This window comes from Aquabacterium sp., assembly GCF_036273115.1.
Classification (GTDB): Bacteria; Pseudomonadota; Gammaproteobacteria; order Burkholderiales; family Burkholderiaceae_C; genus Aquabacterium.
This window is the reverse complement of sequence record NZ_DASUIN010000010.1, coordinates 1-11759: the sequence shown is the minus strand read 5'-3', so window position 1 is coordinate 11759 and position 11759 is coordinate 1. Positions and strand designations below refer to the sequence as shown.

General features: G+C 63.6%; 10 protein-coding genes. 5 read left to right on the top strand and 5 right to left on the bottom strand.

Annotated features, from left to right (window positions below):
- The first annotated feature begins 13 nt into the window (after nucleotides 1–13).
- Both VFW72_RS04255 and VFW72_RS04250 read left to right on the top strand, forming a co-directional pair.
- A complete protein-coding gene (locus VFW72_RS04255) occupies nucleotides 14–883 on the top strand; it encodes a lysophospholipase (protein WP_329673030.1) in 870 nt (289 codons plus the stop codon).
- A 1-nt stretch (nucleotide 884) separates the two neighbouring features.
- Nucleotides 885–1436: a YaeQ family protein gene (locus tag VFW72_RS04250; RefSeq protein ID WP_329673029.1), complete on the top strand. Its 552-nt coding sequence runs from the start codon at nucleotides 885–887 to the stop codon at nucleotides 1434–1436.
- Nucleotides 1437–1470: 34 nt separating this feature from the next.
- Here VFW72_RS04250 and VFW72_RS04245 read toward each other — a convergent pair whose 3' ends face one another.
- Entirely contained in the window at nucleotides 1471–3183 is a 1713-nt protein-coding gene (locus VFW72_RS04245) for a long-chain-fatty-acid--CoA ligase (RefSeq protein ID WP_329673028.1), read from the bottom strand.
- Nucleotides 3184–3278: 95 nt separating this feature from the next.
- Nucleotides 3279–4478 carry an amino acid aminotransferase gene (locus tag VFW72_RS04240; protein ID WP_329673027.1) on the bottom strand — a complete coding sequence of 400 codons (1200 nt, stop codon included), beginning with the start codon at nucleotides 4476–4478 and terminating at the stop codon, nucleotides 3279–3281.
- Between the two features lie 163 nt (nucleotides 4479–4641).
- On the opposite strand from VFW72_RS04240, the gene VFW72_RS04235 reads away from it, so the two are divergent.
- Nucleotides 4642–6237: a hypothetical protein gene (locus VFW72_RS04235; protein WP_329673026.1), complete on the top strand. Its 1596-nt coding sequence runs from the start codon at nucleotides 4642–4644 to the stop codon at nucleotides 6235–6237.
- A 159-nt stretch (nucleotides 6238–6396) separates the two neighbouring features.
- Nucleotides 6397–7917 (top strand): DUF5666 domain-containing protein, encoded by a 1521-nt coding sequence (locus VFW72_RS04230; RefSeq protein WP_329673025.1) that lies wholly within the window; start codon nucleotides 6397–6399, stop codon nucleotides 7915–7917.
- A gap of 60 nt (nucleotides 7918–7977) precedes the next feature.
- On the opposite strand, the gene VFW72_RS04225 is transcribed toward VFW72_RS04230, so the two are convergent.
- Nucleotides 7978–8463: a glutathione peroxidase gene (locus VFW72_RS04225; protein ID WP_329673024.1), complete on the bottom strand. Its 486-nt coding sequence runs from the start codon at nucleotides 8461–8463 to the stop codon at nucleotides 7978–7980.
- A 177-nt stretch (nucleotides 8464–8640) separates the two neighbouring features.
- Between VFW72_RS04225 and VFW72_RS04220 the strand changes: the two genes are divergently transcribed.
- Nucleotides 8641–10398 (top strand): PAS domain-containing hybrid sensor histidine kinase/response regulator, encoded by a 1758-nt coding sequence (locus VFW72_RS04220; protein ID WP_329673023.1) that lies wholly within the window; start codon nucleotides 8641–8643, stop codon nucleotides 10396–10398.
- A 69-nt stretch (nucleotides 10399–10467) separates the two neighbouring features.
- Here VFW72_RS04220 and VFW72_RS04215 read toward each other — a convergent pair whose 3' ends face one another.
- Both VFW72_RS04215 and ruvA read right to left on the bottom strand, forming a co-directional pair.
- Nucleotides 10468–11340, bottom strand: a complete 873-nt coding sequence (locus tag VFW72_RS04215; protein ID WP_329673022.1) for a M14 family murein peptide amidase A — start codon at nucleotides 11338–11340, stop codon at nucleotides 10468–10470.
- A 22-nt stretch (nucleotides 11341–11362) separates the two neighbouring features.
- A partial coding sequence (gene ruvA, locus VFW72_RS04210; protein ID WP_329673021.1) for a Holliday junction branch migration protein RuvA occupies nucleotides 11363–11759 on the bottom strand: 397 nt, incomplete at its 5' end.

The window sequence follows — 11759 nt, the reverse complement described above, 5'->3', positions numbered from 1 at the left end:
TTGTGAGGCTTGCATGTCCATCGTTTTTCCCGCTTCCATCACCGCCCGCGACGGCACCCGCCTGGTCACCCAGCATTGGCCTTTGCCAACTGGCACCGCCCCTCAAGGGGTGATTCTGGTGGTGCACGGCCACGGCGAACACGTTCGCCGCTACAAGCATGTGGCCGCTCACCTCAATGCCCTAGGTTGGGCCGTGGTCGGCTATGACCACCGTGGGCACGGCCTGTCGGAAGGTCAACGTGGCGGGTTGAAGCAGTCTGACGACTACCTGCACGATCTGGCCCACATGATCGACACCACACGGGCGGCCTACCCTGGCCAGAAGCTGGTGTTGCTGGCGCACAGCCTGGGCGGACTGATTGCGGCGCGCTTTGTGGCGGCCACGGCCACGCCCGCCGAATCGGCGCCATGGAGCCGCCCGGTCGACGGCCTGATTCTGTCGTCACCCGCGCTGCTGCTCAACATCAACGCGATTCAGCAATTCCTGCTCAACACCGTGGCGAAATGGCTGCCCGACTTTGCCGTGGCCAGTGGCCTGAAGGCCGAATGGGTATGCAACGACCCAGCCGAAGTGAAAGCCTACCTGGCTGACCCCACGGTGCACGACCGCATCACCGGGAAGACCAGCCGCTTCATGATTGAAGCGGGCGAATGGGTGCGCAACCGGGCCCCGAACTGGACCGTGCCCACCCTGCTGCTTTGGGCGGGCTCAGACAAATGCGTGGCCCCCGCCGGCTCGGCCGAATTCAGCGCCAAGGCACCCAAGCCACTCGTGACCAGCCAGCCTTTTGCTCACATGGCACACGAAATTTTCAACGAGCCTGACCGCGAGAAGGCCTTGGCCCCATTGGGTCCCTGGCTGAAGCAAGTTTTTGGAACCTGACATGGCGCTCAAAGCCACCATTTACAAAGCCCAGATCAATCTGGCCGACATGGACCGCAACGTCTATGCCGACCCCGCCATCACGATTGCCCGCCATCCCTCGGAAACCGACGAGCGCATGATGATTCGTGTGCTGGCCCTGGCGCTGGGCTGGCCTGCCGACACCTCGGAAGGCACTCTGGAGCTGGCCAAAGACATGTGGGAGCCTGACGAACCCGCGCTGTGGCAGAAAAACTTTTCTGACGAAATCCTGCACTGGGTAGAAGTGGGGCAACCCGATGACAAGCGGCTGATGAAGGCCAGCGGCCGCGCCCGTGCGGTGTCGGTGTGGGCCTTCCAGAACAGCACGCCGATCTGGTGGGACAACCTGGCCAACAAAGTCAGCCGCGCCCAGAACCTGACCGTGTGGCAGATTCCCACCGAGCAAAGCCAGGCGCTGGCCACCCTGGCCCAGCGCAGCATGCAGTTGCAGATCACCGTACAAGACGGTACCGCATGGGTCAACGGCGGCGAAACCACCGTCGAGATCACCCCCATCAAGCTCAAGGGCTGAGCCAAGGGTAGGCCCACTGGACGTGGGCCGGTGATCAGGCCTCGCGCAGTTCTCTGCGCAAGATCTTGCCCACGGGCGTTTTTGGCAGCGACTCGACAAACACGATGTGCTTGGGTCGCTTGTAGCCCGTGAGGTTGCGTGCACAGTGTTCACGCACCTGCTCTTCGGTCAGGTCGGGCCGGTTGCGCACGACAAACAGTTTCACGGCTTCGCCGGAGTGGCCATCGCGTACCCCCACGGCAGCGCACTCGAACACCCCGGGCAGTTGTGCGACCACGTCTTCCACCTCGTTGGGGTAGACATTGAAGCCCGACACCAGAATCATGTCTTTCTTGCGATCGACGATGCGAATGAAGCCATGCTCGTCCATCGTGGCAATGTCGCCCGTGCGGAAGAAGCCATCTTCGGTCATGACCTTGGCGGTTTCTTCGGGGCGGTGCCAGTAACCAGCCATCACCTGCGGGCCTCGCACCGCCAACTCGCCAGGGGTGCCAAAGGGGCGTGCATGCCCCTCGTCGTCGAGGATGAGTACGTCGGTCGAGGGCAGAGGCAAACCGATGCTGCCAGACACGCCGGTGCCATTAACCGGATTGCAGGTCACCGAAGGCGAGGTCTCGCTCAATCCATAGCCCTCGGCAATGGCGCACCCGGTCTTGTCTTTCCACAAGCGGGCCGTGGCCTGTTGCACGGCCATGCCGCCCCCCACGGAAATACGCAGGCCACTCCAGTCGACCTTGTCGAAGTCGGGGTGGTGAGCCATGGCGTTGAACAAGGTGTTCACCGCCGGGAAACTGTGGAACTTCTTGCCACGCAGGGCCTTCAAGGTGGCCTTGATGTCACGCGGATTGGGAATGAGGATGTTGCGCGCGCCGACCCGCAAGCCGAACATCATGTTCACGGTGAAACCGAAGATGTGATACAGCGGCAAGGCACACACCATGACGGGCTGCTCGCCCTCGGGCACCTGCTTCCACAGCGGGTTGTTCCACGCTTCGCTTTGCAGCAAGTTGGCAATGATGTTGCGGTGAAGCAGCATGGCACCCTTGCTGACCCCTGTGGTGCCGCCGGTGTACTGCAACACGGCCAGGTCTTCCGGGCCTGGGTTGGCTTCGAGCAAGGTCATGTGGCGGCCATGCTCAAGCGCCTGATTGAAGCGCACGGCCTGCGGCAGTTTGAAGGGCGGCACCATTTTCTTCACATGGCGCACCGCGGCATTGACCAGGGCCCCTTTGATGCCCCCGAGCATGTCGCCCAGCGCGGTCAGCACCACGTGCTTGACGGGGGTGCGCTCGATCACCTGCTCCAGGGTCTGGGCGAAGTTTTCGATGATCACCATCGCCTTCGCGCCTGAATCGACCAGTTGATGCTCCAACTCGCGGGGCGTGTACAGCGGGTTGACGTTGACCAGCACGAAGCCCGCACGCAAGATGGCCAGCACGGCCACCGGGTACTGAGGCATATTGGGCATCATCACCGCCACACGATCACCCGGATGCAAACCCAGCGACTGCAAATGGCAACCCAGCGCCCAGGACGCCTCGTCTAGCTGAGCATACGTCCAGGACTTGCCGAGAAAGTCGCAGGCAATGCGCGAGGCGTGTTTGATCAGACCTTCGTCGATCAACTCAACCAGCGATCGGTAAACCGACGGGTCGATCGTGGCGGGGACGTCTTTGGGGTACTGGGCCAGCCAGACGCGATCGATTTCGCGTTCGGAGTCAAGTAGTTGGGTGGCAGCGCGGTTCATGCCCCCATTCTTGTCTTACGGCAAGTGCGCCGATAGGGGGATCCCCCCTAGGTCCAAACCCCGGGGGCCAGAACTGGCGCCCCGGGACACCCGGATCAACCCGCGCGCAACACGGCCGCAAAGGCCTCGGCCACCCGGTCCACATTGTTGGCGTTCAGGCCTGCGGCACACATGCGGCCACTGCGCAGCACATACACGCCGTGCTGTTCACGCAAGGCATCAGCCTGCTGAGGGCTCACGCCGGTGTAGCTGAACATGCCGCGCTGGTCGATGAAGTAGCGCACATCGCGCCCCGGCAAGCGGGCCACCACGCCGTCGTACAGACGCTGGCGCATCACCTTGATGCGATCGCGCATCTGGGTGAGCTCGCTTTCCCACATCTGACGCAAGTCGGGCGTTTGCAGCACACGCGCCACAATCTGGCTGCCATGGGTAGGCGGGCTGGAATAGTTGCGACGCACCGCCGACATCAGCTGCCCCAGCACCAGTTGCGCCTGGGCCTTGTCAGGGCAGACCACGCTGAGCCCCCCCACGCGCTCGCCGTACAGCGAGAAGCTCTTGGAAAACGAGTTGGCCACGAAGAAGCTCACCCCCGCGTCGGCCAGCGCGCGCAGCGCAAACGCGTCTTCCTCAATGCCATCGCCAAAGCCCTGGTAGGCAATGTCGAGGTAAGGCAGCAACCGACGGCGTTGAATGACCTCGATCAGCTGGCGCCACTGCGCCTGGTTCAGGTCAACCCCGGTGGGGTTGTGGCAGCAGGCATGCAGCAACACGATGCTTTGCGCCGGCAAGGCGTCGATGGCCGACAGCATGGCGTCGAACTTCAGGCCCTTGGTTTCCGGATCGTAGTAGGGGTAGGTGTTGACCTGGAAGCCCGCCCCCTCGAACATGGCACGGTGGTTGTCCCAGGTGGGGTCGCTGACCCAGACTTGCGAATTGGGGAAGTAGCGCTTGAGGAAGTCGCCGCCCACCTTCAAGCCGCCCGAGCCGCCCAGGGTCTGGATGGTGGCAATACGGCCGCTGCGCACGGCCTCGTGGTCGGCGCCAAACAGCAGGTGCTGAACGGCTTCGCGGTAGGCGGGGTTGCCGGTCATGGGCAGATAGGGCTTGGGGCCGATCTGCGAGAGCATGGCCGACTCGGCCTGGCGCACGGCGTCCATCACCGGCAGGCGGCCTTGTTCGTCGAAGTAAATGCCGATGCTGAGGTTGATCTTGTCGGTGCGCGGGTCTTTCTGAAAATCCTCGTTGAGGGTGAGGATCGGGTCACCCGGATACGGGTCAACGTGCAAAAACATGGGGGTCTCCGTGGTCGAAAGCCTGATTCGGCGCAAGCCCGCATTATCGGAGCGACCGCCGCGAGAAATACGCCACAAATCCTGCGCTGTGCCCCAGATTGCAAAGTCTGCCTACGGCGCAATGTATCGACTTGATGTCGAACGCTCGCTTCGAGGCCACGCCATGCTTTTCATCCAACCCTTGCCCATGCGGTGGGCCCGCCACCTGCCCCAGCCATCTCGCCTGGCCCTGACGGGTCTGGCCGCCTTGGCTTTGGCATCGTGCGGCGGAGGCGGCGGTGGTTCCGGCGGCAACGGCACCAACAACACCAGCCCGTCAAGCACCACCACCGAAGGAGCCGGCTTTCCCTTGGGCGTGGTGGTTCACGCGCCCACCGGCCTGAGCAGTGGCGTCTCGGCCTGGGTGGCTGACAGCCCCGTGGTCACCGCCGTCGCCCAGGGACGACAGGCACTCGATGGTCAGCTGATCAACGCCAACGCGCTCTTCGACCCCGCGCATCTGGGCCGAGCACAGTGTTATGGCCCCGCTTTGACCTATGCCGACCATGATGACCAACCCAGCGCCACCAGCGGGGCCTTGGCGCTCGAAGATGTGGCCATGTGGCAGCCATTGGACAGCGGCCAGCCCTGCGCTGCGGCGCAACTGGAACAGCAACTCGGCGCTGTGACGCGGCAGGCGCGGCAAGGTCTGCTGCTCATGGCACTGCTGCGACAGCGCTCGGCCACAGTGGGCGCAGCCCCCTTGCCCGACCCGGGCACCACACGCGAGTTGACATCCAGCATCGCCTCGACCCTCGCGCCCCTGCTCAATGGGGTCACAGTACAGACCGCCTCCGTGTCCGCCCTCGGCGACGCCTCGACCTACGTCTACCGCATGGTTCTCAGCCGTGGCACGGGTGCCACCGCGGAAACCCTGGAAATTCGCCTGCAGCACACCCCCAACGACACCAACGAGCGGTTTGCCGGGGTGCTGAACGTGACCCACAGCCACCTCAGCAGCGTGGCCCAGGAAGGCTGCAGCGACACCCTGGACGCCGCGACAGGCCTGTACCGCGTGGCACACGCCACGTCGATGGGGTACAACCGCTACGACAACGCCCTGACCACCCGCTTGCGGTCGGCCCAGTTCTGCGGCACCGCCACGGCGGGGTCGAGTGATCATTTTGGCGAGCTGGTGAGCACCACCGCGTCGGGGGAGATGGACACCACCGTGGCCCTGGGCGCCAGTGGCTTGCGCAACAACGCCCGCGCCTGGCGCCGTGAACTGGTTCGCTACAGCGCCGATGTCGACCTCAACTCCGGCCAAGGCGACCACCTGCACGGCTGGCAAATCACGCCACAGGACGGTCGCAGCCGGCTCTTCCTGGCCCACGTGGACCAACCCGGCGGCACCTTGCGTGCACAGATCTTCCATGGCGCGGGCAGCAACTTGTCTACCAGCGACGGGGCTCTGGCCGGTTTCTACTGCAACTGGGGCGGCCCCGGCGCCTCGCTGGCAGCCCTGCGAACGGCGTTTCAGTCACAGACCTTGCTGCTTCAGAACGGTGCCTGGCAAGTCAGTCAGTCGGCCTTGGCCTACGCGCCAACGAACAGCTGCCAGGCTAGCCACACCATGCGATTCGACGTCAACGCTGACGGCACCCTGGGTGCCGGTGAAGGCAATGACGCGCCATCCGGGCTCGACCTTCCTACCGGGGGGCGAACCGACGTGCAGTCAGAGGTGGTGGAACGAGGCTACTGGCCCCCCTCACTGTTCTGACCGATGCGCCTGCCGCGTGGCGGCAATCGTAACCAAACGAAACAAACCTGTCCGGAGCTTTGCGGCTCTCGACAGGTTTTGTTTTTTCCGACAGAATCCGCCCCATCGACAACAAATGTGCAGTTCGCACATTTAAACAAACACCGCGAAGGATTCATCATGAACTTCACCGCATTGCGTGCCCCCCTGCCCCGCGCCCTCCTGGCCGGTCTGACTTCGGTGATGCTGGCCACCTTGGCCGCATGTGGCGGCGGCGGCAGCAGCAGCACCGACACCACCAGCAGCACCTCGGGCCCCCAAACCTACAGCGGCACCGTCAGCGGCCTGGGCTCCATCGTGGTCAACGGCGTTCGCTTCTCGACCACCGGCGCCACCACCACCGACAGCGACGACCCCAGCCAGCCCTACACCCGTGCGTTCAAGCTCGGCGCCACCGTGGTGGTCAAGGGCAGCGTCGATGGCAGCGATGGCCAAGCGACCTCGATTGAAGTGATCGGCGGCATTCGCGGCTTGGTGACCGACGTCAACTTGGCCAACGGCACCATGCTGGTTGCCGGTCAGCTGGTCAAGTTCGACACCAACACCGTGGTCGATGGCGAAGGCGATGCCACCTTCACCCTGACCTGGCTGGCCGCCAACTGGAGTGGCAGCAGCGTGGCCGTCGAGGTTTATGGCACGGTAGACGCCAGTGGCGCGATCGTCGCAACCCGCATCGAGAAGAAAGACCCTGCCGCCCTGGTCTACGCCGTCAAGGGCTACGTGGTGCCTGGCTCGATCAACACCACCACCAAGCACTTCAGCATGCTGATCAAGCGCGGCTTCTCGCTGGCGGCCACCCCAGTGGATGTGGACTACTCCACCGCCAACGTGCTGCCCAACGGGGCCGAGCTGCGTGACGGCGTGGCCGTGCGAGTCCTCAGCAGCGTGAACCCCGCAGGCCAAAGCAGCCTGACCGCGACCAAGCTGCTGATCAAGAGCGACCGAGGCGTCAACGGCTCGGCCGCCAAGCTGCACGGCGTGGTCAGCAGCATCAACGGCACCACCTGGACCATTGGCGACGTGACCATCGACGTGTCACAAAACCCCATCCTGCGTGGCTTCAGCAGCCTGGCTGAGGTGCTGGTAGGCACGGAAGTGCGCGTGGCCGGCCAGTTCAAGAACAATGTGCTGACCGCCAAGTTTGTCGAATCGGATGACTACGACCGTGACCATGACGGCGGTGCCGTCAAGCTGTTCGGTGTCGCCACCGATGTGGACGCCGTCAACAACACCTTCGTCGTGCAGGGCGTGACGGTGAAGATCGCCAGCGTGGTCGGTCTGCCCGTGCTGACACTGCCCACCGAAGGCGCCTATGTGGAAGTGCTGGCCACCCAGATCAACGGCGTGCTGACTGCGGTCCGCGTGCAGTCACCCAGCACCCCGCGCCCCTTCGAAGTGTTTGGCACCACCCTGTGCACCAACGGTGTGTCTGATCTGCAGACCAACTTCGCGCTGACCCTGCTGGCACGCACGGTGAATGTGGATGGCCGCAACGCCACCATCAAGGCAGAAGAGCGTGTGAATCTGGCTGCGTCCGACACACCGAAGACCTGCCTGCTCGAGGTCAAGGGCACCAGCAGCACCACGGCCGGCGTGACCACCATCGCCGCCACCAAGATCGAGATCAAGCGTCGCTACTGAAATAGCGGCCTCGGCCTCACACCCTCTCCCTCCCTTTTGGCCACCTTCGGGTGGCCTTTTTTATGCGGCCAGCGCCTTCTCGATGTCGGCCTTCAAGGCAGCGGGCTTGTCGGTCGGCGCGTAGCGGCCCAGCACCTGGCCGTCCTTGCCAATCAGGAACTTGGTGAAGTTCCACTTGATCGACTTGGTGCCCAGAATGCCGGGGGCCTCTTTCACCAGCCACTGGTACAAGGGATGCGCATTCGGTCCGTTCACATCGATCTTGGCCATCATCGGGAAGCTCACACCGTAGTTGAGCTGGCAGAACGACGCGATCTCGGTGTTGTTGCCGGGGTCCTGCGAACCGAACTGATTGCAGGGGAAGCCCAGCACGGTCAAGCCCTTGCCTTCATAGTCTTTCCACAGCGACTCCAAGCCGGCGAACTGCGGCGTGAACCCACACTGACTGGCGGTGTTGACGATCAGCAGCACCCGCCCCTTGAACTGATCGAGTCGAACAGGCTGCCCCGTGATGGTCTGGGCCTCGAAGTCGTACACCTTGCTCATGCAAGCCTTCCTTTTAATGTGAAACGATAAAGCCGCAGCCTAACCGAGAGCGCAAAACGTACAAGTGCATGGGGATATCACACACGCTCACGTTTCCCCTAGTGTCCTTACATGGCAACTGTTGTCTGAAAGACCTACACTGAAGCATCCTAGGCACACCGCCACAGGAGCTCTGCCATGCCTGACTTCATCCCCGCGTCACCTTCAGACCCGGCGCCCTGGCGAGGAAGTACATCCGCCCGACGCTCATCCCTTCCCACTGGCGTCTCCGACACCATGGCCGACGACGCCCAACGCCTTCTAGACGAACTTCACGTGCGACACGACGCCTTCGAACAACAAGGCCAGGTCCTGAAACAGGTCCAGGCTGCCCTGCAGCGCGCCCAAAGCACCAATCAGGAACTCGCCCTGGTCGCCGACCGGGTGACCGATGCCATCCTGATCTGCGATGCCCAACGCTGCATCAAATGGGTCAACCCCAGCTTCACCCGACTGACAGGCTTCACCCTGACCGAATGCCACGGCCAGTTGACAGAAGAGTTGCTCAGCGGCCCGCATACCGACCCTGGCGTCATCACCCGCGTCAACCAGACCCTGGCTCAAGGCCAGTCGGTCGACAAGGTGCAGGTCTGCCACCACCGCAAAGATGGTGAGCCGTTCTGGGTCGAGCGCTCGGTCCAGCCCATCATGGGCCCGGACGGCCAGATCAACCGCTACATCGAGGTGCTGACCGACATCAGCGCCCAGCGCCGCGCCGAGGCCGAACACGCCCAGCGCCTGCAAGCCGAAGTGGCCCTGGCCACCAAGGCCGACTTCCTGTCTCGCATGAGCCACAGCATGCGGTCGCCCCTGAACGCGATCCTGGGCTTCACGCAGTTGCTGGACATGCTGGACGACCAGAGCCTGCCCGAAGCGCAGCGCCGCCAGATCAGCCACATCCACACCGCCGGGCAAGAGCTGCTCTCACTGCTGGACCAGGCCCTGGACTACGCCCGTCTGGATGAACGCGCCGTGGGCATCCGCCCCCAACGGGTCGACCTGGGTATCTTGCTCAAAGAGATCCGCGCCGCCCTGGAAGACGAAGCCAAGGCGCAGGACATCACCCTGGTGCTGGACAGCCAGTGCCCACCCGTGTGGGCCGACCCGCAACACACCCGCGCCATCTTGCTCAACCTGCTGAGCAACGCCATCAAGTTCAGCCCCACGGGTTCAACCGTGTGGCTCAACGCCCATGTTTCGCAAGACGAACGCATTGGCGTGGTCGAAGTGCGCGACCAGGGTTTTGGCATCGAGGAAAACGACCTGAACCGACTGTTCAAGCCCTTCACGCGACTGGACACCGGGGGTGGCGGCAGCAAGACGCGCGGCCATGGTCTGGGCCTGGCCGTGTCACAACGCCTGGCCGAGTTGATGCACGGCAGCATCGAGGTCAGCAGCACCTTGGGACGCGGCAGCGTGTTCGCCCTCAAGCTGCCCCTGGCCGAAGGCCTGAGCCCCAACCGCACCGGCGCCAATCGTAGCAACGAGCCAGCCGTCATGCTGCCCCCGCTGCGCGTGGTCCACATCGAAGACAACCCGCTCAACCGCAGCCTGGTTGAAGCCATGTTCAGCGCCTACCCGCAAGTACGCCTGCACTCGGCTGAGACAGCCGCAGAGGGCCAGGCCGCCATCGAATCGATGAACCCGGATGTGGCCCTGGTCGACATCAACCTGCCCGACGGCAGTGGGCTGGATCTGTGCCGCCGCATCCGTGCGCAATCGCAGTTCCATCACCTGCCGATGATCGCCCTGAGTGCCGACGCCTTGCCCGAGCACATCGCCAAGGCTCTGCAGACCGGCTTCAACCACTACCTGGTCAAGCCCTTGCAGATCACGCGCTTGTTGACGATCTTGTCGACCCTGCCGACCACGCAGGCGGCACCACCGCACGCTTGATCGACGCTGATGCGCAAAGCCCCGCTGAATGCGGGGCTTTTTCATTTGGGCAATCCGTTTCGGATTGCCTCAACCTGCCCCGAGCCGGTCAGCCGTCCAGCGCAACAAGTCCAGCCACATCTGACGTATCTCCGAATCTTGCGGGGTCCGCAGGGCACTGGGCAGCTCAATGGTCACCACCGGCACTTTCTTGTGCACGCCCCCATAGTTGCCCAAACTACCCGGAAAGATCCCCACCTGGTCCAGATACAGGCGCCCCAGCCGCTCAGGCGGGGCCGTGGGGCCATCGAAGTCCAGCAGGCCATAGGGTGCATGCACGGATACGATCAAGTCCGGCTTCCACTGGTCCATCTCGTTGTAGACCCAGCGTGATTCGGGCTCGGACAAGGGCTTGGGACCGGGGTAACGCCGCGGGTCCTTGCGGGTGCGCTGGTTCCAGTAAAACGGTGCCTCCTTGTCCCAATTGGGCGTCGGGAAGTTGCGATTCAAATCCACCCCGTTGGCATTGGTGCGCTTGGGGCTATCCAGCATCATCCCGTCGGGGTTGACCAAGGGCACAAAGCGCCAGTGCACGTTAGAGGGGATCTCTTGGGCATTGGCGATCCAGTGCAGCACCAGCGAAGTCGACGACAACTCATCGCCATGGATGCCACCGATCACCAACACCTTGAGGCGCGCATTCGGAGACACCACATCTCGCTGCAGCAGTGGGCGACCACGTACTGACCGGCCTGGGTTGTTGCTCAGATCGGCCGCCGTGCAGACCGAGCGCGGCAGATTGGGCAAGCGACGGCTGATCAGATCACAAAAGCCAGCCGGATTGCGCCAGGAACGCTCTGCCACTGGTGGCACCCCAGCGCTGTGCGCCACGCCCACCGAGCCCCAGGCTGACACCGCCAGCAACAAGGCCTGAACCCGATGAATCAAACGCCAGCCTGACACGATTGGCCTCCTGCCCTCTCGGTCAGCGCGCCAGGGCCTTGAGCGCCTGCTTGATGCCGTCGCTGACAGACACATCCGCTGGCAACTGCTTGAGCGCTGCCTGGGCCTCTTTGTCAGAGTAGCCCAAAGCGATCAGGGCTTGCAAGATGTCGCCTTGCGTGTCGCTGACGGCAGCAAAGCCCGGCGTGGCCAGCACCGGCGCCAGCTTGCCCTTGAGCTCCAGCAGCAGTCGCTCGGCCGTCTTCTTGCCCACGCCCGGCACCTTGACCAGACGCGTCGCATCCTGCGCCGCCACAGCCTGCGCCAACTCAGATGTGTTCAAACCGGACAGCAAGGCCAGCGCAATGCGCGGTCCCACGCCGCTGATCTTGATCAGCTCACGGAAGGACTCCCGCTCGCCCGCGGTCAGGAAGCCGAAC

What these genes read in the sequence shown, in the direction of transcription:
- VFW72_RS04255 (WP_329673030.1), top strand. Translation starts at nt 14, where the DNA reads ATGTCCATCGTTTTTCCCGCTTCCATCACCGCCCGCGACGGCACCCGC.
- VFW72_RS04225 (WP_329673024.1), bottom strand. Translation starts at nt 8,463, where the DNA reads ATGAGCAAGGTGTACGACTTCGAGGCCCAGACCATCACGGGGCAGCCT.
- VFW72_RS04230 (WP_329673025.1), top strand. Translation starts at nt 6,397, where the DNA reads ATGAACTTCACCGCATTGCGTGCCCCCCTGCCCCGCGCCCTCCTGGCC.
- VFW72_RS04220 (WP_329673023.1), top strand. Translation starts at nt 8,641, where the DNA reads ATGCCTGACTTCATCCCCGCGTCACCTTCAGACCCGGCGCCCTGGCGA.
- VFW72_RS04250 (WP_329673029.1), top strand. Translation starts at nt 885, where the DNA reads ATGGCGCTCAAAGCCACCATTTACAAAGCCCAGATCAATCTGGCCGAC.
- VFW72_RS04235 (WP_329673026.1), top strand. Translation starts at nt 4,642, where the DNA reads ATGCTTTTCATCCAACCCTTGCCCATGCGGTGGGCCCGCCACCTGCCC.
- VFW72_RS04245 (WP_329673028.1), bottom strand. Translation starts at nt 3,183, where the DNA reads ATGAACCGCGCTGCCACCCAACTACTTGACTCCGAACGCGAAATCGAT.
- VFW72_RS04240 (WP_329673027.1), bottom strand. Translation starts at nt 4,478, where the DNA reads ATGTTTTTGCACGTTGACCCGTATCCGGGTGACCCGATCCTCACCCTC.